Source organism: Amycolatopsis thailandensis, assembly GCF_002234405.1.
GTDB classification, from domain to species: domain Bacteria; phylum Actinomycetota; class Actinomycetes; order Mycobacteriales; family Pseudonocardiaceae; genus Amycolatopsis; species Amycolatopsis thailandensis.
In genome coordinates this window covers 46649-71736 of record NZ_NMQT01000009.1, presented here as the reverse complement: position 1 = coordinate 71736, position 25088 = coordinate 46649, and the positions used below count along the sequence as shown (strand labels likewise).

Sequence of the window (25088 nt, the reverse complement as noted above, 5' to 3'; positions counted from 1 at the left end):
GGGGCGGTGGCTGGCCCTAGACCTCCACCGGTACCGGCACCCGGGCCGCACCGCACCCGCCACTCGACGCGGCCGCCGTCGTACCCGCCTGGCTCGACCTGCTCCACGGCGTCGCGACCTGGGAACCGCCCACCAGCGACGACATGGCCCGGTGCGCTCTGCTGCTCCCGGAGATCGACGGGGCAGCCGGCTGAGAGGCGGGGTCGCGGTGGGCCGGTCGCTCCGATCCGGCTCACCGCGACCCCCGGAGCGGCTACGGGACTCGCGCGGTCGCGGGCTCGCTCTCGCCGGACTTTTGGTCGCCCCCGGGGGCGGGCGACTCGGAAGTCCTGGGGTGGACGAGAGTGATCAGCAATCCCAGCAGCATTCCCGCGGCCGCGAGCAGAACGGCGACGAAGCCGCCGTCGGCCGAGGCGATCCGCGCTTCTTCACCGGAAAGTCCGGTGGTTCCGGCGTTGGCGACGGCGATCAGGACCGCGAGGCCGATCGCGTAACCCAGGTTCAGCGTCGTGGTGGCCATCCCGTTGGCGACGCCCTGTTCCTCCGGTGCCACGCCGGACGACGCGGCGATGAACATGGCTGTCCACACGAGACCCTGGCCCACGCCGGAGATGACCAGACCGGGCACCGCGACCAGGTAGGAGCTGTTCGCGTCGAAGCCGACGGCCAGCGCCGCGGTGCCGACGATGCCGATCCCGAAACCGATCCACAACGTCGGGCGGACCCCCAGCCGGGTCGCGATCTTGCCACCGAGCTGGGTGCCGGTCGCGATGGCGAGCGACGGGACCAGGAAGGCGAGCCCGGTTTCCAGCGCGGAGAACCGATGGACGCCCTGGAACAGGGTCGTCAGGAAGTACGGCAGCGCGCCGAAGGTTCCCATGTAGATGAAGGTGACCGTGATGCCGACGAGGAGACTGCGGTTGCTGAACAGCCGCAACGGCATCAGCGGGTCCGAGCTGCGCGCCTCGATGACGGCGAAGGCGATCAGCAGGAGAACCGCCAGAACGGCCGCGACGACGATGCCGATGGAGTTCCAGCCGTCTTCGGGACCCTGGACCAGGACGTACACCAGCAGCGTCGCACCGATGGTGACCGTCAGGGCGCCCGGGAAGTCGAATTTGCGGGAGTCGGTCCGGCGCTCGTCACGTGGGATGAAGTACAGCGCGGCGAGGGCGACGATCCCCGCGAGCGGGACGTTGACGTAGAAGACGGCGGGCCAGCCGAATCCTTCGGTGAGGAGCCCGCCCAGCAGCGCTCCCACCGTGAGCCCGCTCGCCCCCGCGCCACCCCAGACAGCGAGGGCCTTGTTCCGGCGGGGGCCCTCTTCGAACAGGGTGTTGATCAGCGACAGCGTGGACGGCAGTAGCAGCGCGCCGCCGATGCCCTGTACGGCGCGGGCGACGATGATCATCGTCGGGCTGGTGGCGAGGCCGCCGGCGAGCGACGAAAGCGCGTAGAGCGTCAACGCGATCACGAAGACCCGGCGGCGCCCGAACAGGTCCGCCGCCCGGCCGCCGAACAGCAGGAAGCCACCGGCGAAGACCGCGTAGGCGCCGACGACCCACTGCAGGGTCTGATCGGTGAAGCCCAGGTCCGCGCCGATCTCGGGCAGCGCGACGAAGACGATGTTCAGATCGAGGGAGAAGATCAGCTGCGCCAGCGCGAGCAGCGCCAGGGTCCAGCCGAGCGAGCGGTGGCCCGCCGCTGTAGAGGGTGACGACATGGCACGCGACTCCAAGTTCAGGTCAGCAGAAGTACGACTGTACGAAATTTAACGTACTATCGAGCAAAGCGGAACCTGGACCCCGCGATCAGTTCGTGAGTCGACGTACTGTAGTCGGATGGCGACCGTACGATAGTGCGCGTCCGGCCGCACAATCGTCTACACTTTTCGGCATGATCGCCCAGCACCCCGAACGTGACCAGATCCGGCTGGAGAACGTGCTCGCGGCCTTGGGCAACCCCATCCGGCTCAACATCGTCCGGATCCTCGCCCAGCGCGGCGAGCAGGCCTGCGGGACCGTCGGCGCCGACCTCGACGCCACGATGTCGAAATCCACCCTGACCCACCACTGGCGGGTGCTGAGGGATTCCGGCGTGATCTGGCAGCGCCCGGCGGGCCGCGAGAACCTGCTCTCGTTGCGCACCGAAGACCTCGCCGAGCGCTACCCGGGCCTGCTGGCGTCGATTCTCGGCTGCGAACAGGAGACCGAGAAGACTTCGCTGGCCGCCAAGGCGGGCTGAGGTGGTCGTGAGTGGCGAGCACTCACGACCACCGAGGACACACCGGTCCTATCCGCTCACCAGGTCACCCGCAACGAGCGCACGCCGTACACGAGACTGAAGACGCGGAAGTCCACTCGGTCGTCAGTATCCGCCAGCGCGAGATCGGGGAAGCGCCGCAGCAGCGCCGGGAGGACGATGCGCAGTTCCATCCGCGCCAGCGGCGCCCCGAGGCAATGGTGCGCGCCATGTCCGAAGGCGACGTGGCCGGTGGTGCCCCGGGTGATGTCGAGGATCTCCGGATCGCCGATCAGGGCGGGGTCGCGGTTGGCCGCCGGAAGAGAACAGAGCACGAGCGATCCCGCGGGGATGGTGTGCCCGGCGATCTCCACCTCCGTCGTGGTCGTCCGAGGTGGCGGCGTCTGCACGATGGACAACCAGCGCAACAGTTCCTCGACGGCGGGTTCGACCAGGCCCGGATCGTCGCGAAGCATCGCCAGCTGGTCCGGGTGCCACAACAGGGCCAGCGTGCCGAGACCGAGCATGTTCGAGGTCGTGTCGTGCCCGGCCAGCAGGAGAAGCCCCGCGATACCGGTCAGCTCGGCGGACGTCAGCTCCCGGCCGTGCTCGCGCACCAGCATGCCCAGCATGTCCTCGCCCGGGTCCGCCTGGGCGCGGGCCACCAGTCCCGCCATGTAGTCGTGGTCTTCCCGCTGCGCCGCGACGCGATCCTCGACCGGCAAAGAGGTGTCCAGAATCCGCACGGCGCGTTCGTGGAATCCGGCGCGGTCGGCGTAGGGGACACCCAGTAGGTCGCAGATCACCAGCGAGGGAACGGGCAACGCGAAGTGCGCCACCAGGTCGGCGGGCTTACCGGCGCGCTCCAGCTCGTCCAGGGCCGTTTCGACGATCTCGGTGATCCGCGGCTGGAGCCTGCTCATGCGCCGGACGGTGAACTCCGGGGTGAGCAGCCGGCGCAGCCGCGTGTGTTCGGGAGGGTCGAGCGTGATCAGCTGGCCCGCGACACCGGCGTTTTCCTGCCCAGCGGCGGAGAACGGTGTCCCGGCGCTGCTGAACCGGGCCGTGTCCGCCAGCACCTGGCGGACGTCCTCGTACCGGGAGACCAGGTACGCCGGTGGCCCGGCGGGCGTCTCCACCCGCACCACGCGCTCGTCGTCGCGAGCTTTCGCCAGTTCCCCGACCGGATCGATGCCGGTCCGCCGCAGATGAAGCGGCGCTTCCCAGGTTTCGGTCATTTCGCGCCTTCCCGGGTGTCGAGCCATTCCGAGAACGTGGGGCCCGCGAGCTTGGCGTGTGGTCCGGGCAGGAAACCGCCGGCCGCGGCGATCTCCGCGTCCGGTATGCCGCCGCCGTCGATGCCGACGACCTGGATGCCACGGCGGGCACCGAGGAGCCTGGCCGCCTCGGCCATGTTCTCCTTGCGGGGTCCCGCGATCTCGGGGATCGGTGTCTCCGGCGCCTCGGGGGCCAAGGCGAGGTCGACCAGTTCCTCCGCGACGCTTCGGCAGGCCACGAGCTGAGTGGGCAGGGACGGCAGATGGGCGACGCCGCCCTGCTGCCAGTCCAGCAGCTGCCCGACGAACTCGTGGAACTGCGCGGCCCGCAGGATGCGGACGGGGAGAGGACCGGCCAGGAGGAGTTCCTCGTGCACCTTCTTGGCGGCGAGGAAACCGGCGGTGGCCTTGTCGGCGCCGATGATGGACGCCGCGGTGATCCGGGCCGCCCCCGCCCGGCGGCCCGCGTCGTGCAGATTGCGGGCCGACGTCCGGAAGAACTCCGTCGCCGCTTCCTGTTCGGAGCCGTGCCACGAGGCCACGTCGATGATCATTTCGACACCGTCGAGGGCCTCGTCGAGACCTTCACCGGTGATGATGTCCACGCCGGTCGCCCGGGAGATGGGCACGACTCGATGGCCTCGTTCGGCGAGGACGTCGACGACGTGGACGCCCAGTCGCCCGGTGGCGCCCGCCACCGCGATCTTGCCGGTGCTCATGTTCTTCGCCTTTCGAGAGAGGATCGTCAGTCGGTGTAGTTCTGGCCGGGAGGCATCCCGGGGATCGGCTTGGCGATGAGCGCGGCGGGGGCGAAGAAGCCGATGTGGGCGATCGCCATGACGAGCGTCCACAGCGCTTTGGCGTCGTAGCACGCGGATGCTCTGGCGTACAACGAATCGGGGACACGCTCGCCGGACGGATTCGGGGTGAGGACGGCCTCGGTCAGTTGCAGCGCGACCCGTTCCGCGTCGGTGAAGCAGGTGGCGTCCCGCCAGGTCGCCACGGCGGTGATGCGTTCCTCGGGTTCCCCGGCCTCGCGAAGATTGCGGGTTTCGCGGATGGTGAAGTACGTGCTGCCGAGGATCTGCCCGGCACGGAGCTGTAGCAGGTGCACGGTCGTCAGGGGGATCGCGCCGTTCCTGAGAACCTTGTGCAGGCCGCCGGCGACTTCGGCCATTTCGGGGACGAAGGGGAGTGGGTTGGGCATGCGTGACCGCGGACCCATCGTCGTCATGGACATGGGTGGACTTCCTTCCTGTCGGCATCGCGTCGTCGTGCCCAAGAGATCCCGGCGATCCGCTCGGCGTGACAGGCAGGTCTTGTGACACAGGCCACGGGCTGCGGGTGTCACAAGGGGAGGGCGGCCGGGGTCGTATGGATCTGACACGTTCGCGGACGAAAGGACGGGAACCGGCGATGAGCGAACGGGACGAACACGAGACGGACACCGCCACCGAGGCGTTCGTGACCCATCGCAACCTGCTCTTCACCGTGGCCTACGAGATGCTCGGCTCGGCCACCGATGCGGAGGACGTCCTTCAGGAGACCTGGTTGCGATGGGTGGGCGTGGACTTCGAAACGGTGCTGTCCCCGCGCGCGTTCCTGGTCCGGATCACCACCCGGCAGGCGCTCAAACGGTTGCGGACGCTCGGCAGGCGCAAGGAGTCCTATGTCGGTCCGTGGCTACCGGAGCCGCTGCTGACCGCGCCGGACGTGGCCGAGGACGTGGAGCTCGCCGACAGCGTTTCGATGGCGATGCTGCTGGTGTTGGAGACACTTTCGCCGACCGAACGAGCGGTTTTCGTGCTGCGTGAGGTCTTCGCGCTCGACTACGACGAGATTGCCGAAGCCGTCGGCAAGACTTCCGGCACCGTACGCCAGATCGCGCACCGGGCGCGGGCGCACGTCGCCGCTCGCAGGCCCCGCGGCACCGGTACCCCCGCCGAACACCGGGCCGCGCTTCAGGCCTTCCAGACGGCCGTCGAAACCGGCGATCTCCAAGGCCTGCTGGACATCCTCGCGCCGGACGTCGTCGCCCTCAGCGACGGCGGTGGAGTCAAACACGCGTTGCTGCGGCCCGTCGTCGGCGCGGACAAGGTGGCCCGGCTGCTGGCGGTCGGCTGGTGGAAACGCGAGGCGGAACGGTCGGTCGAGCCGGTTCAGATCAACGGCGGCCCGGGGCTGCTCATCCGGGTCGACGGCGAGATCGACGGCGTGCTGGCGGTGCGCGTGGAGAACGGGTGTGTCACCGGCGCCTATCACGTGCGCAATCCCGAGAAACTGGCCGGTGTGGAACGCGAGATCGTCGTGAGCCGCTGAAACCCGCCGCGCTCAACGCCTCTCGTACCTGGCTAGGACCACCCCGCCGGGAAACGTCCGTGTCTCCACCAGATCGAGCTTCACCCCGCTGTCCAGCGCGGTGAAGAACGGCGTGCCGCCGCCCACCAGCGCCGGATGGGTGACGATCTCGTACTCGTCGACCAGCCCGGCCCGCATGGCCGCCCCGGCCAGCGTCGCGCCCCCGACCCTCATCGGCCCGCCGTCCCCGGCCTTGAGCCGGGTGATCTCGGCGATCGCGTCGCCGGTGACCACGCGGGTGTTCCAGTCGGCTTCGCCGGCCGTCGTGGAGGAGAACAGCACCTTCGGCGTGTCCCGCCAATTCCGCGCGAACTCGATCTCCGCCTGGCTGGCGCCCGGCTGCTGGTCACCGGTCGGCCAGTGAGAACTCATCGTCTCCCAAAGCCCGCGCCCGTACAGGAACAGGGTGACCGCCTGCTCCCGCTCGAGCCACCACTGGAACAGCTCGTCACTCTGCACGCCCCAGCCGAGGTCGCCGTCGGGCGCGGCGATGTAGCCGTCCAGGCTCAAGTTCATCCCGTAGATCAGTTTCCGCATGACGCCATCCTTCGAGGTTCTATCTCTGGAATCCGGTCCCACTGCGACGGAGTCGCTCGCGAGCCTCATCCTCGGACAATGAGGTGATGGGCCGCCCGACCGTGGCCTGATACTTGGCGTCGTAGGCCCTGGTCCACACTCCGGCGGCCCACGACCGCTCCAGTTCGTCGGCGCTGAGCTCCCGGCCGTACGCGTCGAGGAAACGTTCCGTGTCCTCGACGGTGGCCAGCTCGTCCACGCTGACGGTCGAATACAGCGCGGCCGCGAAGCCGACGAGTACGGCTTCGCTGTCGACGATCATGCTGTCCCAATCGTGCACCACCAAGAGTTCGTCTCCGTCCCAGCGCAAATTACCGGCAAGCCAGTCACAGTGACCGATCACGGTTTCGGACACGCCGGTTCGCAGCCGATCGCGGGAACGACGCCCGGCGTCGTCGATCCACGCCGGACCGGCCACCGCGTTGAGGTCGGTGTCGGAATCCTCGGGACACGGCCAAAGTCCGTCTTCGGCGTGGTTCCAGGCCGCCCACGACGGTGCCGGGTCGAGCGTGGACACCTCACCTGGCCTTGGCGCGAGGTTGATCAGCCTCCCGAAGGCTTCGGCAAAGGCTCCGGCGGCGTGGTCCGCGTTCGGGAGCAGGGCGCCGCCGGGGACGTAGACCTCCGCGGTGGCGATTTCCTCGCCGAAAGGGACGGGGCCGGTGAGCGGCTGTGGGCACGGATAGCCGGCCTGGAACACGCGGCGCTGGATTTCGACGCAGGCTGTCATTCGAGGAGAGTCGGGGCGCACCTTGACCACGACCTCACGATCGTCGGCCAGCCGGAGACCTATGACGGTGGAGAGATGGCCGGATCTGAAGATCTCCTCCGACGGCGGACTGCCGAGATGCTCCACGCACCACCGAGCGAGGTCGGCATGAGGACGAGGTGACATCCGAGAATCCTCACACAGGCCACCGCTCGGCTGAACGACGTTCGGTCCGTGACCGCCTCAAGGCGGGGTTTCGCGATAGCGGTCGGGGCAGGGCTCCTTGCCGGCTTCTTCAGAGGCCCGCTGGCAGGTCTTGGCGTGGGCATCGCCGCCTGCGGTCTGCTGAACCAGATGATGGGGCACTGACCTGGTGAGGCAGGCTGGTTGATCAACGGGATCGCGATGGTGGTGAACGTCAGTTGGGGGCGTCCAGAAAAACCATCCGAACGCGCTGCTGTTCAAGTCGACCAGCCAGAAGCACGCCACGTACCAGACCGCGGCTGATGCTGGCGTGCTGCTCTCGAACTACTACCTTCAATACGGGAGTTTGTGGAGGCGGCTTGGCCGGGGAGCGGGCTTGTGTGGTCGCGAGAAGTCAACTTCGGTGGACTGGCCAGCTTCCGAACGTGCCCGAGCTCGTCGAGTTGGCGCTGTGGTCAAAGGGGTTCTCCTCCACCTCGGCTTGCTGCACAGTGGGCCTCGTGACTACTGCGAACGACGACCGGACTCTGCTCGTGGTCGGCTCCTACACCGCCGCGAGCAACGGGAACGGCGAGGGCATCGGGACCTTCTGGCGCGAAGGGCGGACCGGGGAGCTGACTCCGGCGGGCTCGCTCGAACTCGACTCACCGAGCTGGCTGACCCCGCATCCCACGCTTCCGGTTCTCTACGCCGTGAACGAGACGGCCGAAGGCGCGATCAGCACCGTGGCGGTCGCCGAGAACGGCACCTTGGAACTCCTGGACTCGCTCCCGACCGGCGGGGCGGATCCCTGCCATCTGGCGATCACTCCCGACGGCCGGTTCCTGTTGTGCGCCAACTACAGCGGCGGCAGCCTGGCCGCGTTCGCGCTGGGGCCGGACGGGATACCCACCGTGCGCACGGCACTCGTCCAGCACGAGGGCACCGGTCCCGGCGCCGACCGGCAGGAAGCGGCGCATGTGCACATGGCCATGGTCGACGAGAGCGGCACGCTGGTCAGCGCGGTCGATCTCGGTACCGACGAGATCCGCAGCTACCGCCTCGGTGAGGAAGGCGAGCTGATCCCGCTGTCGGTGTCGACGCTGCCCGCCGGGACCGGCCCCCGCCAGCTGGTCCGGCGCCCCGGCACGAACCACGCGTACGTCGTCGGAGAACTGGCCGCCTCGCTGCTGACAGTGCGCGAAGAGCCACCGGGCACGTTCTCCGTCGAAAACTCCACTCCCGCGACGCTCGCTCCCGGTGGCGACAATCTCCCAGGCCAGCTCACCCTGCACGGCGACCGGCTGTACCTCTCGAACCGAGGCCCCGAGAAGATCACGGAGTTCGCTTTCGACGGTGTCCTCCCGAAGGCCGTCGCCGACCATGGGACCGGCGAATGGCCCCGGCATTTCTCCATCGTCGGCGAGCAATGTTATGTCGCTTCGCAGAGCGATGACGCGATCCGCGCGTACGACCTCGCGACCTGGCGGCTGATCGGCACTTATCCGGTCGGGAGCCCGGCTTTCGTCGCCCCTTGGCGACACTGATTCGTTCAGCGGGCTGAACACCTTTGTTCAGCCCGCTGAACAACGACGGATTTCTTTCTTTTTGAGGCGAATTAAGGTCTTGACGCAACTGGTTCAGACCATGACACTGAATCGCACGCCGCCGGTGACCTGGCTCACACCCGCCCGAGGAGAACCATGTCCCTACCGAAGAAACTGTTCACCCTGGCCACGCTCGTCCCGTTGGCGCTGGGCCTTTTCAGTGCCCCGGCCCAGTCCGCGCCGGCCACCTTCACCCACCCCGGCGTACTGGTCAGCCGACCGCAATTGGACTTCGTGCGCACCAAGGTCCAGGCCGGCGCGCAACCGTGGAAACAGGCTTACGACGCGATGATGTCGAGTCCGTACGCCTCACTGTCCCGGTCACCGAAACCACGTGCCGTCGTCGAATGCGGTCCCTATTCGAAGCCGAATCTCGGCTGTACCGATGAACGGCAAGACGCGATCGCCGCGTACTCCCTTTCTCTCGCGTGGTACATCACCCGCGACGCGAAATACGCGACCAAGGCGATCGAGGTCATGGACGCCTGGTCCGCGGTACTGAAAGATCACACGAACAGCAACGCGCCCCTGCAATCGGCCTGGTCGGCCTCCTCGTGGCCGCGCGCGGCGGAAATCATCAAGCACACCTACTCGAGCTGGCCGAATTCCGGCCGCTTCGGCACCATGCTCCGGAACGTGTACCTGCCCAAGGTGATCAACGGCAGTCACAGCAACGGGAATTGGGAACTCAGCATGACCGAGGCCGCGATCGGCATCGCCGTGTTCCTCGACGACAAAGCGAGCTACGACAAGGCCGTGGCGAAGTTCCGCACCCGCGTCCCCGCCTACCTCTACCTCACCGGCGACGGCGCGCTCCCGAAGACCGCGCCCGGCAGCGGCCTCGACACCCGCGACAAGATCGTGAAGTACTGGCAAGGCCAGACGACGTTCGTCAACGGTCTCTCGCAGGAGACGTGCCGGGACTTCACCCACACCGGCTACGGCCTCGCCGCCATCGCGAACTTCGCCGAGACCACCCGCATCCAGGGCCAGGACCTCTACCCCGAGATCGCCGACCGCCTCCGCGAGGGCCTCGGCTTCCACGCGAAGTACCAGATGGGCGCAGCTGTCCCGTCGTGGCTGTGCGGCGGCAGCCTGAAGCTCGGCCTCGGCCCGGTCACCGAGGTCGGCTACAACCACCTCCACACCCGCCTCGGGCTCACCATGAGCAACACCGAGGCACTCACCCTGCGCCAGCGGCCGGCGGGCACCAACGCCCTGTTCGTCTCCTGGCAGACCCTCACGCACGCCGACAACCCACAGTGACTCCGTGAGGGCCGCCTGATTGCGGCAGGGCGGCCCTCACGGTCCGTTTTCGCAGCTCAGACACACAGTGACCCCTGGTTGCAAGCCCGTATCCGGGACCCGCTAAGGTACTCACATCGCACTCCACGGAGTACGGGTCCGGGCTGTGGCGCAGTTTGGTAGCGCACTTGACTGGGGGTCAAGGGGTCGCAGGTTCGAATCCTGTCAGCCCGACCGGACGACGAAGCCCCTGGCTTGTACCTCAGGTACAGGCCAGGGGCTTTTTCGTGTTCAATTTAACGGCGCAGTGATGCTCTTGAGCTCGGGTCGCCGTGGATCAAATCTTGACCGCATCCCGTGCGACGAAGGACTCGGTTCGGATCTTGGGTGGTGAGGACGGTCGGAACCGTCCTCACCGCCCACGAGCCGTTACTTCAGTGAGTTGTCCACTGTGGTCATGAGCGCGCCGGTGTCACCGGACATCTCCCATGCCATGACTCCGAGCAGTCCCTTGGACTTGAGCCAGGCGACCTTCTGCTGGATGGACCAGGCGTCGTCGAAGGTCCACCATTGTCCGCCGTTGCCCGTGTAACACGCCGTGGCCACGGCCGCGGTGTCGTGCTGGACGGTGCAGTTCGGGACACTGGCCAAGAGATTCGCGTAGCCACGAGTACCTGCTTCCTCGGCGAACTGGCCTGGCGCGGCGCCGGTCGCGCTCTGCCATTCGCCCTTCTTGCCGCCGTCCGCGACCCCTTGCCAGCCTCTCCCGTAGAAGGCGAGCCCGAGGGTCAGTTTCCGTGGATTCGCCCCGGCGCTGGTGTAGGCGTTGATCGCCGACTCGACACTGAACTTGAACTTGTACGGATCGTCCGCGTCGGCGTAGAGGTTCCCTTGGTGGCCGGTCATGTTCGGCTCCCACGAGTTGTCGCTGCCCGAGCCGTGGAAGTCGTAGCCCTGCACGTTGGCGACGTCGAGGTAGTCGAAGATCTTCGGGATCTCCCAGCCGCCGCTCACCTTCGCCGGGTCGGCGGGGGTGAACGCCTGAAGCTCGTACCGCTTGCCGGTGGTCGCGCCGTAGGCGTCCATCTGCGTGCGGAACTCGGCCAGCAGGGCGGTCAGGTTCGTCTTGTCGTTGGCGCTCCAGTGGTTCCCGGGGTGCCCGTCGGGACTGCCCGGCCACTCCCAGTCGATGTCGATGCCGTCGAAGATGCCCGCGGCCGTGCCCGGCCCGCCCGCACCGCCGTACGCCTTCACGTTCCCCTTCAGGTACGTGTCGATGCACGACGCGACGAACTTCTGCCGCGACGCGGCGGTGGCCGCGACGTCGGAGAAGTACTTCGAGTAGGTCCAGCCGCCCAGGGAGATGAGGACCTTCAGGTTCGGGTACTTGGCCTTGAGCTTCTTCAGCTGGTTGAAGTTACCGCGCAACGTCTCCCAGCCGGTGTCGCCGACACCGTCGACGGACTGGGACGCGGACATCGGCCGCGAGTAGTCCGCTTCCGCGTCGCCCGCGCCGTCACCCTGGTTCGGGTCCTGGGGATTCGACGTCGTTCCCTTGGTGACACCCGAAAGACAGGTGTGGTTGACCGGGTCGATGTTCCCGAAGGCGTACAGCAGATGGGTCAGCTTGGCGGCCGATCCGTTGGACACCAGGTTCTTGACGAAGAACTGGCGGCCGTAGATGCCCCACTGGACGAAATAGCCGACCCGGGCGTACCCGTTGACGATGTCGCCGGTGCGAGCGCTGACGGCGGCGCTCGCCGCGGAGACGTTGTCGTACCCGTCACGGGCCTTGACCGTGAAAGAGTACGAAGTGGACGGTGAAAGCCCGCTCACCGTCGCGGTAGTCCCGGTCACCGTGGTGGCGAGATTAGAGCCGTTGTAGACGTCATAGGAGACGACGCCGGTGTTGTCGGTCGACGCGCTCCAGGCCAGGGCGACGGAACTCGACGTGACCGCGGTCGAGCGGAGGTTCGACGGCGCGGTCGGCGCCTGGGTGTCGTCGCCCGGGTTGTTGGTGGTCACCGCCAAGGCGGGGGTGGGCGGGGATTTGGCGTCCTTGCGGTCCTTGGCGACGACGGTGAAGCTGTAGGCCGTGTTCGGCGTCAGCCCGGTGATCCTCGCTTCGGTGCCGGTGACCGAGGTCGCCAGGGTCGTGCCCTGGTAGACGTCGTAGCCGGCGACGGGCAGGGAGCCCGGTGCCGAGGCGTTCCAGGCCAGTGCGGCGGTCGTGGTCGTCTTCGCCACGAGGCGCAGGTTGGCCGGGGTGGCAGGCGGCGCGTCGCCCGTACCGTCGCAGTTGGCGTCGTCGATCCGGCAGGTGCTCGGGGTGACCCCGGAACTGAGCTGGAACGACGGGCTGTACGGATAGGTCGAACGGCCCGGCCCGAGTGACTTGATGTAGAACGCCGGGGTGAGGGTGACCTGGTTGCCCGCTTGGGAAACGGTGGCGTGGGAGCCGCTCGTGGCGGTCACGCCGGCGGGAACGGTGAAGGTGATGGACCAGTCGGCGACGGTTTCGCTGCTGGGGTTGGTGACGGTGTACTCCCCGGTGTTCCCGGCCAAGGCGAAAGCGGCGCGGAGGCGGCCCGCCGCCAGCGCCGGAGTACCCGCGGCTACGAGGAGCCCGGCAGCGAGGAGTGTCACGGTGAGTGCGCTGAGTAGTCGTTTTCTGATGCGTCTCATGGCGGTTCTCTCCAAAAGAGGCGGCGAGACTGACCTGCTCGGAAATGGCGCGTGTGGTCTAGACCACAGATGAATGTAGCGCGGCACGCATAAAAGGTCTAGACCGATTCGTCGGTCGTGAACCTGTTCGACGCCGAATGCGGACAACAGGTGACACTGACGAAGGCGAAGGGTGGTTCATGAGCACATCCAGGGTGGATCCTGGCGATCTGGAGGACGCGGAACTGATCGAGAGGTCGGTGACCAGCCCGGATTGGTTCGCCGCGATCTTCGACCGGCATGCCGCGCACATCCATCGCTACCTGGTCAGACGCATCGGGCCGGCCGCCGCCGATGATGCCTTGGGAGAGGCGTTCCTGGTGGCCTTCCGCAAACGCGAGGGGTACGACACCGAGCGTCGCGACGCCCGGCCGTGGCTCTACGGCATCGCGACGAATCTGGTGGCACAGCGGCGCCGTGACGAGGTCAGGGAACTGAAACTGCGGGAAGCGTTGGGCCCGCCGCCCGATGAAGAAGGGCATGCCGAACGTGTCGCCGACCAGGTGACCGCCGGGGCGATGGGGAAGTTGCTCGACGCCGCGCTGGCGGAACTGGCCGACGGTGACCGGGACACGCTCACGCTGTTCGCAGGCGAAGGCCTGAGCTACGAGGAGATCGCCGCCGCGCTGGACATCCCGCTCGGCACCGTTCGCTCGCGGCTCAATCGCGCCCGCCGGAAGGTCCGCGAGGCGCTCGGCCGCCCGGACGCCACGACTTCGAAGGAGATCTTCACCCATGGATGAGTTGCAGCTGATCGCCGAGCGGACCGGCTTGGTGCCTCTCGCGGAATCCGACGCGCTCGGCGCGGCACGCGCGCGTTTGATGGCCGAAATCGCCGCCACCGAAACGGAAAACGTGGCACCGCTGAAGAATCGGCGGCGCTGGGTCTGGACCGGGGTGGGTGCGGCGGGTCTGGCCGCGGCCATCACCGCCGTCGTGGCGCTCGCCCCGGCGGGGATGGAACCGCCCACGGCCGCCGCGGATCCCGTGGCCGTGCTGCGTGCCGCCGCCGCGGCCGCGCTGAAGACACCGGACAAGTCGCCGAAACCGGGCCAGTTCGTCTACACGAAGACCAAGCAGCCCGACGGCGTGCGGGAATCTTGGCTTTCGGCGGACGGCACTCACGACGGGTTGATCAAGATGCCGGACGGCAGTGCCGATCTGGTTCCGGGCTGCCGGAACGGGCGCGCGCAGGTGTACAAGGGCGCCGAACCGCTCAAGGGCGTCACGGAGCCGTGCACACCGCGGCCCGGTTACCGGGCGGATCTCCCCACCGACGTGGACGCGATGTTCGCCCACCTCAACGGCGACAACGCCGACCACAGCGGTGAGAAGGGCGATTACAACGCGATGGGCAAGGACGTCTTGGCGCTGGCGAACGAAACCTACCTTCCGCCTGCCGTCCGGGCGGCCCTGTACGGCGCGGCGGCCAAGGTGCCCGGTCTTCGCGCCGTCGACGACGTCAAGGACGCGGCGGGCAGGCCCGGTGTGGGCATCACCTGGCCGCTCGGGCCGGGGGACGACCCCAAGGTGGCGAAACCGACCATGATCGTCTTCGCCGCTGACACGTTCCTGTACCTGGGCGGGAACGGGACCGCCGTGACCGCGTCCGGGGTGGTGGACGCGGTCGGTCAGCGGCCGTAGCGGATCAGCGGCCGGTGAAGGTCGCCTTGCCGGGCCCGTCGGCGAGGAACGACTTCACCGCGCCGCGCAGGTCCTCGGTGTCGAAGAGTCCGGCGGCGATCGTCGTGATGTGCTCGTTCGCCTCGGCGACGCCGCCGTGCTCGTAGTGCTCGAGGACCTTCTTGGTGGCGGCGTGCGCCCGGGTCGGCCCCTGCGCGAGGTCGGTCGCGAAGGCACGTGCGGCCTCGTCGAAGCCGTCCACCGGGAGCACCCGGTTCACCACGTTCCACCGTTCGAGGGTCGCGGCGTCGTAGGTCGCGCCGGTCATCACGAACTCCTTGGCGCGGCCGACGCCCGCCCGGGCGGCGAGCCGCTGCGTGCCGCCCATGGTCGGGGTCAGGCCGACGACCCGTTCGACAAGGCCGAACTTGGCCTTCTCGCTCGCGAGGATGATGTCACAGGCGACCGCGACTTCGAAGGCCCAGGTCAGGCACAGGCCGTGAGCGGCGAACACGGTGGGGAACGGGAGTGCGGCGATCCGGTCCGGGATCGCCAGCATCTCGTCGAAGAGCACCTTGGCCTCGGCGGCGTCGGTCTGGGCGTCGAACAGGGAGACGTCCACGCCACCGCTGACGATCTTGCCTTCGGCCCGGATCAGGGCCGCGCGTGGCGGCGTGGCTTCCAGTTCGCCGATCGTCTCGCCGAGTTCGTGCTGGAGTTCCGCCGTGTAGAGATTCAGGGGCGGCGAAGCGATGGTCAGGACGGCGAGGCCGTCTTCACGGTCGAGGCGGATCGAGGTGGCCAAGGCGGGTTACCTCCCGGTAGGTCGTTTTCCCGTGACCCTAGCCGGAGGTCGCCGCGAGTTCGTCCCATTGCGCCTGTGCTTCTGGTCGCCATTCGACGTGCTTGCGGTGGAAAAGGTCCGCCGCGCGCACGCCGCTCCAACCGTCCGGCAGAAGTTTTAGCGGAAGACGCGGGTCCAGGAACGGGAAGCTGCGCCATTCGTGGACCAATTCGGTCTGCGCGCGCAAGACACCGTGCTCACCGGACGGATGGGTTCCGGTGAAGCGGTCGATGAAATCCTCGTAGCGGTCCTTCAGATCGCTGAGATCCCAGGACCGGGCGACCATCGTCTCCTGATCGCCGACTTCGCCGTACGCGGCGGTGAAAGACATCGCCTGCGCGTCGAGGCCGAGTTCCTGCACTATCTGCTGGGCTTCCCGCTGGCGGCTGAGGTCCGGGCTGACCCAGACTCCCGCCACCGGTGAACCGAAGCCCGCCCACGTCAGGCGGGTGCGGAGCCGGTGCCGGAGATCCCGCTTCGCCTCGGGGACAGACACGATGAGCATCAGCCAGCGGTCGTCCCAGGCCTTCTCCTCGTTACCGAAGGCGTAGATCCGTTCAGCGCCTTCGGTGAGGAGCCGTCTGCCTGGTGGAGTGAGCGACCAGCGCACTCTTCGCCCGACGCGTTCCGAAACGACCCAGCCCTCGGCTGAGGACCGGGCCAGCGCCTGCCGGGCGGACTTCTCCTCGATGTCCAGCACTCGCAGTGCTTCGACCAGCGTCGATGTCCAAATGGATTGGTCACGTGGCAGGACGTACTCGCCGAGGATCGTCATCAGCAGCGACCGCGCGCTGGCATGACTGACTTCGCGCCGCCTGCTCAGCGTCGGCCTGCGGGTACCGCCTTTCTGCTGGTGGACGACGGGGACCGGGGTGGCGGAGTCCGCCATTTGCTGTCACCGACCTCAATGCTCGGGGGATTCGTTCGGGTCCAGAAGAACGTCCAGGCTACCCACGTTCCGTGATCGCTTGGATACTTGCCACTCTTCCGAGGGACCACGAGCTGTTCAATCGGTCCCCGTAGACTTACCGATCTCATGAGCGCCACACTCGTTGCCAAGGATCTCGCCGCCGGCCACGGCGACCGTGTTCTGTTCTCCGGTCTCGACCTGGTCGTCGCCCCGGGCGAAGTGATCGGTCTCGTCGGTGTCAACGGCGCGGGCAAATCGACCCTGCTGAAGACCCTCGGCGGCCTCGTCCCGCCGGAAGAAGGCAGTGTCCGGCTGAACCCGCCCACGGCCACCGTCGGTCACCTCCCGCAGGAGCCGGAACGCCGCGAGGGTGAGTCCGTCCGCGCGTTCCTGTCGCGCCGCACCGGCGTCACCGCCGCGCAAGCCGCGCTCGACGCCGCCACCGAGGCGCTCACCGCGGGTGAACCCGGCGCGGACGACGCCTACGGTGTGGCGCTCGACCGCTGGCTCGCGCTCGGCGGAGCGGATCTGGACGACCGGGCGGGCGAGGTCGTCGCGGACCTCGGGCTCACGGTGAACCTCGACCAGCCGATGCTTTCGCTGTCCGGTGGGCAGGCGGCCCGTGCGGGGATGGCCTCGCTGCTGCTGAGCCGGTACGACATCTTCCTGCTCGACGAGCCGACCAACGACCTCGACCTCGACGGCCTGGAACGGCTGGAGCGGTTCGTGACCGGGCTGCGTGCCGGGACCGTGCTGGTCAGCCATGACCGGGAGTTCCTCGCCCGCACCGTGGACCGCGTCGTCGAACTCGACTACGCCCAGCAGCAGGTGCGGACCTACGGCGGTGGCTACGAGTCGTACCTGGAGGAGCGCGCCGTCGCGCGGCGGCACGCCCGCGAGGAGTACGAGGAGTACGCGAACACCAAGGCCTCGCTCGAAGCCCGTGGCGCGATGCAGCGTTCGTGGATGGAGAAGGGCGTCAAGAACGCCCGGCGCAAGGCCACCGACAACGACAAGGTGGGCCGCAAGTTCCGGAGCGAGGCGACGGAGAAGCAGGCCTCGAAGGCGCGCCAGACCGACCGCATGATCGAACGGCTCGACGTCGTCGAGGAACCGCGCAAGGAATGGGAACTGCGGATGGAGATCGCCGCCGCGCCCCGGGCGGGCGCGGTCGTGGCGACCCTGCGCGGCGCGGTGGTGCGGCGGGGCGGATTCACCCTCGGTCCGGTGGATCTGCAGATCGACTGGGCGGACAAGGTCGCCATCACCGGGGCCAACGGAGCCGGGAAGTCGACCCTGCTCGCCGCCCTGCTCGGCCGGGTGCCGGTCGACGAGGGTGGCGCGTCCCTCGGCTCGGGTGTCGTGGTCGGCGAGGTCGACCAGGCCCGGAAGCTGTTCCTCGGCGACCTCCCGCTCGTCGAGGCCTTCGCCCGCGAGGTCCCGGAACTCGCCGACGCCGACGTGCGGACGTTGCTGGCGAAATACGGGCTGAAGGCCGCGCACGTCCTGCGGTCGGCGGCCACGTTGTCGCCGGGGGAGCGGACGCGGTCGGCGCTGGCGCTGTTGCAGGCGCGCGGGGTGAACCTGCTGGTGCTCGACGAGCCGACGAACCACCTCGACCTGCCCGCGATCGAGCAGCTGGAGTCGGCGCTGTCGGACTATCCGGGGACGCTGCTGCTGGTGACGCACGACCGGCGGATGCTGGACGCGGTGGCGACGACGCGGCGGCTGGAAGTGGCCGACGGGAAGGTCACCGAGCTCTGAGCGGCCTGCTCCGGATGTCATGAAAGGGGCTTTCAGGACGAAAAACGTCTTGAAAGCCCCTTTTATGACATAGGCGAAGAGACGGGACTCAGCCCTTGGTCGCCCCGCCGGTCAGTCCCTTCACGAACTGCTTCTGCAACGCCAGGTAGAAGATCAGCACCGGCAGCGTCGCCAGGAACATCAGCGCGAACACGCTTCCGAGGTCAGCCTGGTACTGGCCGATCGAGCGGTAGATCCCGGTGGTGATCGTGGTGCCCTGGCTGGGGCCGAGGATGATCAGCGGGTCGATGAAGTCGTTCCAGATCCACACCCCGAGGAAGATCAGCACGCTCGCGGTGGCCGGGCGCAGCAACGGGAACACGATCCGCCAGAACACCTGGGCCCGGCTCGCGCCGTCGAGCAGGGCGGCCTCCTCGAGTTCCATCGGCACCCCGCGGATGAACCCGGTGAACACGAAGACGCCGAACGGCACGTAGTACCCGACGTTGAACAGCACCAGGCCCTGCACCGTCGCCATCAACCCGGTCAGCCGCAGCACCTCGGTGACCGGGATCAGGATCACCTGCGGCGGGATCATCAAGCCTGCCAGCAGGATCAGTGCGAGCACCTTGGTCCATCGTCTGTCCGAGCGCGCCAGGTAGTGCCCCAGCATGGCCGAAAGCACCGTCAACACGATGATGGACAGCAGGGTGACGAGCAAACTGTTCGCCAAGCTCACCCAGAACAGGCCGTCGGGCCGGGTGAGCACGGCGTGGATGTTGGTCAGCGTCGGTGGCAGCGGGACGGACGCCGGCTCCTGGGCGATCAGGTCTCCGGGTTTGAAGACGTTGACGAGCACGTAGTACAGCGGGACGAAGAAGATCGCGCTCGCCAAGATCGCCACGGTGGGCCGCAGCCACGAACCGTCCTTTGTGGTCACAGGTCCACCTCCCGCCGCCGCAGGAAGCGCAGCACGATCGTGGTCAGTGTCGCCACGATCACCAGCATCACCACGGCCATCGCGGACGCGTAGCCGACGTGGTTCGCGTCGAGGCCGGTGGCGAGGACGTTGAACGCGATGGTCGCGGTGGTCCCCGAGCCCGGCCCGCCGTTGGTGACGACCTTGACGTAGTCGTAGGTCTTGAACGCCGAGATCAGCAGGACGACGGTGTTGATCGTCAGCGACGGCGCGAGCAGCGGCCAGGTCACCGCGCGGAAGCGCCGGACCGGTCCGGCGCCGTCGATCTCCGCCGCTTCCAGCAGCTCGGCCGGGACGCCTTGCAGGCCCGCGAGGTAGACGACCACGCAGAACCCCAGCATCTGCCAGCACACGATCGACGCGACCGAGTACAGCGCGAGGTCCGGGTCCGAAAGCCAGCCCGGCGGATGCTCGACGCCGAGGGCGCGGAGGACGTCGTTGACCGGGCCCCGGTCGTCGAGCAGTTTCGTCCAGACGATGCTGACCACGACCGAGCTGAGGATCACGGGCGTGAAGAACACGCTCCGCAAAGCGTTGTACAGCCAGCCTTTCCGGTCGAGCAGCAACGCGACACCGAGACCGAGCACGTTCGGCACGACCACCACGATCAGGGTCAGGATCGTGGTGACCCGGAGCGCGGTCAGGAACTGCTCGTCCTGGAAGAGCAGCTTGTAGTTCTCGAGCCCCACGAACTCCGAGGGCGGGTTGAACGGATTGTGGTTCGTCAGGCTGTAGCCGAAGCTGATGAGGATCGGCGCCATGACGAAGCAGAGATAGATGACGACGCCGGGGGCGCCGAACGAGGCGAAATGCCACACCCGCGCCCACATAGGTTTTCTCGCCATCGCGGGGTCAGCGCGCCTTCGCCCACTCGGAGTCCAGGAACGCGCACGCGTCGGCCACCGTCTTGCGGCCGGTGATGACGTCCTGCGCGGCCTGGTAGACCTTGTCCTTCATCCCCGGCAGGAGTCCGTCGTCCGCGGTTTCCCAGCTGAACGCGTTCACGACGGCGTTCTTCGCCACGGCCTCCTGGTAGAGGTCGTAGCCTGCCTTGAAGACCGGGCCGACGTCGGAAGGCGGGGTGTAGCCCTTGATCGCGGGGAACAGGCCGTCGGCCTTGACCGAGGCGTCGATCTGCTCCTTGTCGAGCTGGAACGCGAGCGCGAACTTCCGTGCCGCGTCGAGGTTCGGGGACTTGGCGTTGACCACGATGCCGCCGCCGGTATAGGCGGGAACGACGAGTTTCCCGTCCTCGGACGGGAAATTGAAGACACCGATCTCGAACGGCGGCTTCTTCGCGTCGGCGCTGGCGGCGAACCAGTTGCCCATCGGGTACATCGCGCCTTCGCCGTTGAGGAAGGCCGCCTCGGTCGCCGAGTAGTCGCGCGAGACCTGGGTCTTGTCGACGTAGCCCTTGGCGACCAGGTCGGCGAACTTGCCGAACGCCTGCTGGAAGGCAGGGTCGGCGAACTTGACCTTTTCGGCGCGACGCTGGGAAAGCCAGTCCGGGGTCTTGCCGTAGACCTCGACGCTGACCAGGCCGTCCAGCAGCATCGCGGACGGGAACCCCTCCTTGCCGCCGCCGATGGTGAACGGCGTGACGCCCTTCGCCTTCAGCTTCTCCGACACGGCGAGCAGTTCGTTCCAGGTCGACGGCGCCGCTGTGATCCCGGCGTCGGCGAAGAGCTTCTTGTTGTAATAGATCGGCGGGATGGTCTGGGTGTTGGCGGGCAGCTGGTGGTGTCCGCCCTTGATCGGGTTGGCGCCGGGGAACTGGAAGTCCTTGAGCTCCTCGGGCGTCCACGCGTAGAGGTTGCCCGATTCGGCGAATCCGGCCGAGTCGACGGCGATCGCGACGTCGGGGAACTGACCGGATTGCAGGAGCTGCTTGGCGTAGCCGGTGCGATCGGTGGACGGGGCGACCAGCTTCTTCACCCTGACGCCGGGACTCCGCTCCGTGACGCGCTTGATGGCGGAGTCCCAATAGGACGGTGGCAGGTTCGGCGTTTCGAACGTCAGGAAAGTGATCTCGCCGCCGGAGGCACTCGTCCCGCCGCCGACCGTGCAGCCGGTGAGACTCGCGGCGAGGAGTAGCGCCGCTCCCAACGCGAAGGACCTTCTCATGCCCCAGTCACCCTTCTCGCGGCGTCGCACAGACGACGGCATTCGATCGGATGTCTAAGGCGATGTCAAGCGGTCGGATGCGTCGTTTGGTGGCGAAATGGGGTCATACATCTGATCTATTCTGGCACTCAGAGCTTCGCGAGCCGGATCACCGCGCTGGCGAAATCGCCGTCCGGCAGGCCTGGGAACAGGCCGTGTGCCAGCAGCGCGGCGCCGTGCCGCACCTGTCCGGTGTCCTCGTCGCGGTACCGGGCGGAGGGATCGAGGCCGTCGAGCCGGATCGGTCGTTCGGGAGTGTGGAAATGTGCCGCTTGCCGGAACACGAACACCACCGTGCGCCCACCGTCGTCCGCCACGTACTGCACCGCGGACACGCCATCGGTGGCGGGCGGCACCAGCCGGTGGAGCGTGCCGTGCTGGACGACCGGCCGGATCTCCTTGTACAGCGCGATCTGTTCGCGCGCGTAGCCGAGGTCCTCCTCGGACCACTCGACGATGTCGCCGCCGATGCCGAGCACCCCCGCCATCGCCACATGGAACCGGAAACGCAGCGGGGTGGACCGGCGGGTGACGAAGTTGGGATCGTCGGTGACCCACGCCGACATCGCGCGCGCCGGGTACACCTGGCCGTAGCCGTGCTGGATGACGAGCCTGTCGAGCGCGTCGGTGTTGTCGGAGGTCCAGACCTGGTCCGTCCTGGCCATGACGCCGAGGTCGATCCGCCCGCCGCCGCCGCTGCACGCCTCGATCCGCAACCCGGGATGGGCCGCGCGCAAGCGGTCCATGATCCCGTAGACCGCGCGGGTGTGCTCCACCCAGAGCCGGTCCTGGTCGCCGTCGCCAGGCCAGCCCGCCTCGCTGAACGGGCGGTTCATGTCCCATTTCAGGAAATCGATCCCGTGCTCGCCGACGAGAGCGTCGAGCGTGTCGAACGCCCATTCGGCGACGTCCGGGCGGGCGAAATTGAGCACCAGTTGCCGTCGCAGCTCCGAGCGTGTCCTCTGTGGATGGTGCAGGACCCAGTCCGGGTGCGCGCGGTACAGCTCGCTGTCCGGGTTGACCATCTCGGGTTCGACCCAGAGCCCGAACTTCATGCCCAGCCGGTGCACTTCGGCGACCAAGGGTTCGAGGCCATCGGGGAACTTGTCTCGATTGACGTGCCAGTCACCGAGGCCGGCGTGGTCACCGTCGCGGGCGCCGAACCAGCCGTCGTCCATCACGAACAGTTCGACACCGAGTGCCGCGGCCTTCTCGGCCAGCTCGCGTTGCCCGGCCTCGGTGACGTCGAAACCCGTTGCCTCCCAAGAGTTGTAGAGCACCGGCCGGAGTTCGCCGGGATGCGGGAGGACGTGGCCGAGGGTGTACGCGTGCCAGGCGCGGCTCGCGGCGCCGAACCCGCCGTCGGTGTACAGCCCGGCGAAAACCGGCGTGGCGAGCGTTTCACCGGGGGCGAGCCGGGGGACGACGCCGTCCTGGCCGAAGCCACCGGTGACGGTGAGCCTGCCGGTGGACGAACGGGTGGTGGTGATCCGCCAGGAACCGCTCCACGCGAGCGCGGCGCTGTAGACCTCTCCGTGCCGTTCGGTCGCTTCGCCGTCGTCGAGCATCACCCACGGATTGGCGTGATGGCTGGTGATGCCGCGCCTGCTGCCGAACGTGGTCTCACCGTGGGGGACAGGCTCGCGGAGCAGCTGGCTCTCGGCGGCCCAGCGTCCGGTGACGTGGCTGACGCGGTAGTCCGGCCGGGGCGGCACGACCCAGGTCGCCGAGTCGGCGCGGATGACCTCGATCGGGCCGTCCGGGCCGTCGTGGGTGAGCTCGGTCCACCGTTCGATGACGTCGGTGCCGGCCGGGACGCGGTAGCCCAGCGTGATCCGCAGAGGGTAGTGGCGATCGCGGAAGTGGACGAGCAGCCGTCCGCCGTCGATGTCGTGGGAGAGGTGGCGCCATTCGAGGGCGCGGGTCCCGTCGGCGAACCGGAGCTGGAGGGCGGGGGTCCAGTAGCGGGTGCCGCCGTCCGCGGCGAGTTCGTCGAGACCCTCGTTGGGGTCGTTGAACGCGTCCCAGCGTTCCTTGGTGCTGGGGAGGACGTCGGCGAGCTGGTCCGTGGTGAGCGCCGGGCCCCAGTAGACGTGGGAGGGCGTGTCGTCTTCGGTCAGCCGTAGCGCGTAGCTCGTGGCCGCGGTGCGGATGAGCCAGGACCGGGTGCTCGCGTCGTGAACGATCTCTGCCACGCCGCCATCCTGACGTCGAATCCCGGCGGCGGCCAAGTGGCTCCCGCTCGGCGGTACATCGGGTGGTGATCAGAGACGGGACTCGCGTGCGTGAGCACGGGACTCGCGTGCTTGGAGACGGAACTCGCGTGATCAGAGGCCGCACACCCGAGTTCCGGCCCCAAGCACGCGAGTTCCGGGTCCAGTCACGCGAGTTCCGGCCCCGAGCACGCGAGTCACGGATCGCCGGTCAACCGCCGACCTTCGCGATCGCCACGATGTTCTCCGGCCGCACCCGCACGATCACCTTCCCCGGTGACGTCGCGTAAGCCATCCAGCCCTCGGTCGCCTCCGGTCCGGCCTCCCCCAGGTAACGCTCGGCGATCAGCGACGAACCCGCCCGCACCCCGTCGGGGTCGGAAACGATCTCCGCGACGCCTTCGACGCTCACGAACGAGAACGGCGGACGCGGATCGTCGGCGACCACCGAAACGCGGGGATTCTCCTTGAGGGCCCTGCCTTTGACGGTGTCCGCGCCCAGGTTGACCAGGATGTCGTCCCCGTCGACGGCGAACCAGACCGGGACAGCGTGCGGCCGCCCGTCCGGGCGGACCGTCGCGAAGACGGCGGTGCGGGTGCCTTCGGCGAGAAACGCGCGGCGCTGCTCGTCGGTCATCTTCTCCGGCATTACTTTCCCTCCAGAACGGCGTCCAGGCCGAAGGCCGGGAACAGGTGACTGTCGAACGTGGTGAACTCCGCGGCCTTGCCCTCGACGACACGGAGGACGTCGAGCTTGAAGGCGCGGAAGACGGTGTCGCCGGGGCGGCGCAGGTACGAGGCGAACGCGGGCATCCGGTTGGCGTCGACCGCGACCGCGCGCCATTCGCCCATCTCCTCGGCGATCCTGCCGTGCCGGGCGAGGTGTTCGAGACCGACGTAGCAGTTCGGCTCCGGCGGCATGGTGTGGCGGACGTCGTCGCGGACCAGGCTGCTCATCGTGCTGAAGTCGCCGTTGTCGTGGGCTTCGATGAGCCGGCGCACCAGTGCCCGCTCCTCTTCGGACGGTGCCTCCGCGACCGACCATTCGCCGCGCTGCTGCGGAAGGCGTTCACGCAGGGTCGCGCGGCCGCGCTGCAAGGCGCTGTTGGCGGCGGCGACCGAGAGGTCGAGCAGGGACGCGGCCTCGGCGGCCTGCCAGCCGAGCACGTCGCGCAGGATCAGCACCGCGCGCTGCTGCGGCGGCAGCATCTGCAAGACCGCGAGGAAGGCGAGTTCGATGGTCTCCCTGGCGACGGCGAGCGCGTGCGGTTCGGCTTCGGACGGCGCGATCTCGTCGAGCAGGCGGTCCGGATACGGCTGGATCCAAGGGACTTCGGCGAACGAGCGCAGCGACGGCACCCGCCGCTCGTTCTTGCGGATCGCGTCGAGACAGGCGTTGGTGGCGATCCGGTACAGCCACGCGCGGAAGTTCCCGCCGTCGAAGGTGTCCAGCCCCCGCCAGGCGTTGAGCAGTGCCTCCTGGACGACGTCTTCCGCCTCGTCGAACGAGCCCAGCATCCGGTAGCAGTGGACGTGCAGCTCCCGCCGGTGCCGTCCGGTGAGCGCGGCGAAGGCGGTTTGGTCTCCCGCCTTCGCTGCGGCGATCGTTTCGGTCATGGCGCCTCCCATCGAGTGTTCTTACCCGATGTAACGGCGCCCTTCGCGAGAACTCATCGGTCCCGCGACGAGTTTT

22 protein-coding genes and 1 tRNA gene are annotated in these 25088 nt (G+C 68.0%); 8 read left to right on the top strand and 15 right to left on the bottom strand.

All coding sequences use genetic code 11. The features are described 5' to 3' along the window. Positions 1-253: 253 nt before the first annotated feature. A complete protein-coding gene (locus CFP71_RS02290; protein ID WP_208635856.1) occupies positions 254-1723 on the bottom strand; it encodes an MFS transporter in 1470 nt (489 codons plus the stop codon). A 173-nt stretch (positions 1724-1896) separates the two neighbouring features. Here CFP71_RS02290 and CFP71_RS02285 point away from each other — a divergent pair, with 173 nt between their 5' ends. After that, the gene (locus CFP71_RS02285; RefSeq protein ID WP_093932149.1) at positions 1897-2244 is read left to right on the top strand and encodes an ArsR/SmtB family transcription factor; all 348 of its coding nucleotides are present in this window, start codon (positions 1897-1899) and stop codon (positions 2242-2244) included. 56 nt (positions 2245-2300) lie between these two features. Here the strand turns inward: CFP71_RS02285 and CFP71_RS02280 are convergent, their stop codons facing one another. Genes CFP71_RS02280 through CFP71_RS02270 form a run of 3 tightly spaced genes read right to left on the bottom strand, consistent with a single transcriptional unit; the run spans position 2301 to position 4725 of the window. Then, positions 2301-3479 (bottom strand): cytochrome P450, encoded by a 1179-nt coding sequence (locus CFP71_RS02280; RefSeq protein ID WP_093932148.1) that lies wholly within the window; start codon positions 3477-3479, stop codon positions 2301-2303. Beyond that, on the bottom strand, positions 3476-4237 hold the full coding sequence (locus CFP71_RS02275) for an SDR family oxidoreductase (RefSeq protein WP_093932147.1): 762 nt from the start codon (positions 4235-4237) through the stop codon (positions 3476-3478). The genes CFP71_RS02280 and CFP71_RS02275 overlap by 4 nt, the downstream gene beginning before the upstream one ends. Positions 4238-4263: 26 nt before the next feature. Continuing rightward, positions 4264-4725 carry a carboxymuconolactone decarboxylase family protein gene (locus CFP71_RS02270; RefSeq protein ID WP_244199529.1) on the bottom strand — a complete coding sequence of 154 codons (462 nt, stop codon included), beginning with the start codon at positions 4723-4725 and terminating at the stop codon, positions 4264-4266. Positions 4726-4934: 209 nt separating this feature from the next. On the opposite strand from CFP71_RS02270, the gene CFP71_RS02265 reads away from it, so the two are divergent. Next, entirely contained in the window at positions 4935-5837 is a 903-nt protein-coding gene (locus tag CFP71_RS02265) for an RNA polymerase sigma-70 factor (protein ID WP_093932156.1), read from the top strand. Between the two features lie 12 nt (positions 5838-5849). On the opposite strand, the gene CFP71_RS02260 is transcribed toward CFP71_RS02265, so the two are convergent. Beyond that, positions 5850-6413 carry a dihydrofolate reductase family protein gene (locus CFP71_RS02260; RefSeq protein ID WP_093932145.1) on the bottom strand — a complete coding sequence of 188 codons (564 nt, stop codon included), beginning with the start codon at positions 6411-6413 and terminating at the stop codon, positions 5850-5852. A gap of 19 nt (positions 6414-6432) precedes the next feature. Next, positions 6433-7347, bottom strand: a complete 915-nt coding sequence (locus tag CFP71_RS02255) for a phosphotransferase (protein WP_279629202.1) — start codon at positions 7345-7347, stop codon at positions 6433-6435. 518 nt (positions 7348-7865) lie between these two features. On the opposite strand from CFP71_RS02255, the gene CFP71_RS02250 reads away from it, so the two are divergent. The 3 genes from CFP71_RS02250 (at position 7866) to CFP71_RS02240 (ending at position 10430) form a co-directional block, all read left to right on the top strand. Then, a complete protein-coding gene (locus CFP71_RS02250; protein ID WP_093932154.1) occupies positions 7866-8891 on the top strand; it encodes a lactonase family protein in 1026 nt (341 codons plus the stop codon). A gap of 156 nt (positions 8892-9047) precedes the next feature. Next, entirely contained in the window at positions 9048-10217 is a 1170-nt protein-coding gene (locus tag CFP71_RS02245) for an alginate lyase family protein (protein ID WP_093932144.1), read from the top strand. Between the two features lie 139 nt (positions 10218-10356). Then, positions 10357-10430: transfer RNA gene (locus CFP71_RS02240), tRNA-Pro, on the top strand. Between the two features lie 195 nt (positions 10431-10625). Here CFP71_RS02240 and CFP71_RS02235 read toward each other — a convergent pair. Beyond that, positions 10626-12842, bottom strand: coding sequence for a glycosyl hydrolase family 18 protein (locus CFP71_RS02235; RefSeq protein ID WP_093932153.1), 2217 nt, complete (start codon positions 12840-12842; stop codon positions 10626-10628). Between the two features lie 218 nt (positions 12843-13060). Between CFP71_RS02235 and CFP71_RS02230 the strand changes: the two genes are divergently transcribed. Both CFP71_RS02230 and CFP71_RS02225 read left to right on the top strand, forming a co-directional pair. After that, positions 13061-13663 carry an RNA polymerase sigma factor gene (locus CFP71_RS02230; RefSeq protein WP_093932143.1) on the top strand — a complete coding sequence of 201 codons (603 nt, stop codon included), beginning with the start codon at positions 13061-13063 and terminating at the stop codon, positions 13661-13663. Further along, on the top strand, positions 13656-14564 hold the full coding sequence (locus CFP71_RS02225) for a CU044_5270 family protein (RefSeq protein ID WP_093932142.1): 909 nt from the start codon (positions 13656-13658) through the stop codon (positions 14562-14564). Before CFP71_RS02230 ends, CFP71_RS02225 begins: the two co-directional genes overlap by 8 nt. A gap of 4 nt (positions 14565-14568) precedes the next feature. Here CFP71_RS02225 and CFP71_RS02220 read toward each other — a convergent pair whose 3' ends face one another. Beyond that, a complete protein-coding gene (locus CFP71_RS02220) occupies positions 14569-15348 on the bottom strand; it encodes an enoyl-CoA hydratase/isomerase family protein (protein ID WP_093932141.1) in 780 nt (259 codons plus the stop codon). A gap of 37 nt (positions 15349-15385) precedes the next feature. Further along, positions 15386-16276, bottom strand: a complete 891-nt coding sequence (locus CFP71_RS02215) for a PaaX family transcriptional regulator (RefSeq protein ID WP_093932140.1) — start codon at positions 16274-16276, stop codon at positions 15386-15388. A 147-nt stretch (positions 16277-16423) separates the two neighbouring features. Here CFP71_RS02215 and CFP71_RS02210 point away from each other — a divergent pair, with 147 nt between their 5' ends. Further along, a complete protein-coding gene (locus CFP71_RS02210) occupies positions 16424-18061 on the top strand; it encodes an ABC-F family ATP-binding cassette domain-containing protein (RefSeq protein WP_093932139.1) in 1638 nt (545 codons plus the stop codon). A gap of 88 nt (positions 18062-18149) precedes the next feature. Here CFP71_RS02210 and CFP71_RS02205 read toward each other — a convergent pair whose 3' ends face one another. From CFP71_RS02205 to CFP71_RS02180, 6 genes are all read right to left on the bottom strand, one after another. Then, positions 18150-18980, bottom strand: coding sequence for a carbohydrate ABC transporter permease (locus CFP71_RS02205; RefSeq protein ID WP_093932138.1), 831 nt, complete (start codon positions 18978-18980; stop codon positions 18150-18152). Further along, positions 18977-19864: a carbohydrate ABC transporter permease gene (locus CFP71_RS02200; protein ID WP_244199527.1), complete on the bottom strand. Its 888-nt coding sequence runs from the start codon at positions 19862-19864 to the stop codon at positions 18977-18979. The genes CFP71_RS02205 and CFP71_RS02200 overlap by 4 nt, the downstream gene beginning before the upstream one ends. Before the next feature lie 7 nt (positions 19865-19871). After that, positions 19872-21143: an ABC transporter substrate-binding protein gene (locus tag CFP71_RS02195; RefSeq protein WP_093932137.1), complete on the bottom strand. Its 1272-nt coding sequence runs from the start codon at positions 21141-21143 to the stop codon at positions 19872-19874. Positions 21144-21271: 128 nt separating this feature from the next. Next, on the bottom strand, positions 21272-23377 hold the full coding sequence (locus tag CFP71_RS02190) for an alpha-galactosidase (protein ID WP_093932136.1): 2106 nt from the start codon (positions 23375-23377) through the stop codon (positions 21272-21274). Between the two features lie 229 nt (positions 23378-23606). Continuing rightward, positions 23607-24044, bottom strand: a complete 438-nt coding sequence (locus tag CFP71_RS02185) for a PPOX class F420-dependent oxidoreductase (RefSeq protein WP_093932135.1) — start codon at positions 24042-24044, stop codon at positions 23607-23609. Then, on the bottom strand, positions 24044-25012 hold the full coding sequence (locus CFP71_RS02180) for an RNA polymerase subunit sigma-70 (protein WP_093932134.1): 969 nt from the start codon (positions 25010-25012) through the stop codon (positions 24044-24046). The genes CFP71_RS02185 and CFP71_RS02180 overlap by 1 nt, the downstream gene beginning before the upstream one ends. Between the last annotated feature and the right edge of the window lie 76 nt (positions 25013-25088).

What these genes read in the sequence shown, in the direction of transcription:
- CFP71_RS02290 (WP_208635856.1), bottom strand. Translation starts at nt 1,723, where the DNA reads ATGTCGTCACCCTCTACAGCGGCGGGCCACCGCTCGCTCGGCTGGACC.
- CFP71_RS02285 (WP_093932149.1), top strand. Translation starts at nt 1,897, where the DNA reads ATGATCGCCCAGCACCCCGAACGTGACCAGATCCGGCTGGAGAACGTG.
- CFP71_RS02280 (WP_093932148.1), bottom strand. Translation starts at nt 3,479, where the DNA reads ATGACCGAAACCTGGGAAGCGCCGCTTCATCTGCGGCGGACCGGCATC.
- CFP71_RS02275 (WP_093932147.1), bottom strand. Translation starts at nt 4,237, where the DNA reads ATGAGCACCGGCAAGATCGCGGTGGCGGGCGCCACCGGGCGACTGGGC.
- CFP71_RS02270 (WP_244199529.1), bottom strand. Translation starts at nt 4,725, where the DNA reads ATGCCCAACCCACTCCCCTTCGTCCCCGAAATGGCCGAAGTCGCCGGC.
- CFP71_RS02265 (WP_093932156.1), top strand. Translation starts at nt 4,935, where the DNA reads ATGAGCGAACGGGACGAACACGAGACGGACACCGCCACCGAGGCGTTC.
- CFP71_RS02260 (WP_093932145.1), bottom strand. Translation starts at nt 6,413, where the DNA reads ATGCGGAAACTGATCTACGGGATGAACTTGAGCCTGGACGGCTACATC.
- CFP71_RS02255 (WP_279629202.1), bottom strand. Translation starts at nt 7,347, where the DNA reads ATGTCACCTCGTCCTCATGCCGACCTCGCTCGGTGGTGCGTGGAGCAT.
- CFP71_RS02245 (WP_093932144.1), top strand. Translation starts at nt 9,048, where the DNA reads ATGTCCCTACCGAAGAAACTGTTCACCCTGGCCACGCTCGTCCCGTTG.
- CFP71_RS02230 (WP_093932143.1), top strand. Translation starts at nt 13,061, where the DNA reads ATGAGCACATCCAGGGTGGATCCTGGCGATCTGGAGGACGCGGAACTG.
- CFP71_RS02225 (WP_093932142.1), top strand. Translation starts at nt 13,656, where the DNA reads ATGGATGAGTTGCAGCTGATCGCCGAGCGGACCGGCTTGGTGCCTCTC.
- CFP71_RS02215 (WP_093932140.1), bottom strand. Translation starts at nt 16,276, where the DNA reads ATGGCGGACTCCGCCACCCCGGTCCCCGTCGTCCACCAGCAGAAAGGC.
- CFP71_RS02210 (WP_093932139.1), top strand. Translation starts at nt 16,424, where the DNA reads ATGAGCGCCACACTCGTTGCCAAGGATCTCGCCGCCGGCCACGGCGAC.
- CFP71_RS02200 (WP_244199527.1), bottom strand. Translation starts at nt 19,864, where the DNA reads ATGGCGAGAAAACCTATGTGGGCGCGGGTGTGGCATTTCGCCTCGTTC.
- CFP71_RS02195 (WP_093932137.1), bottom strand. Translation starts at nt 21,143, where the DNA reads ATGAGAAGGTCCTTCGCGTTGGGAGCGGCGCTACTCCTCGCCGCGAGT.
- CFP71_RS02185 (WP_093932135.1), bottom strand. Translation starts at nt 24,044, where the DNA reads ATGCCGGAGAAGATGACCGACGAGCAGCGCCGCGCGTTTCTCGCCGAA.
- CFP71_RS02180 (WP_093932134.1), bottom strand. Translation starts at nt 25,012, where the DNA reads ATGACCGAAACGATCGCCGCAGCGAAGGCGGGAGACCAAACCGCCTTC.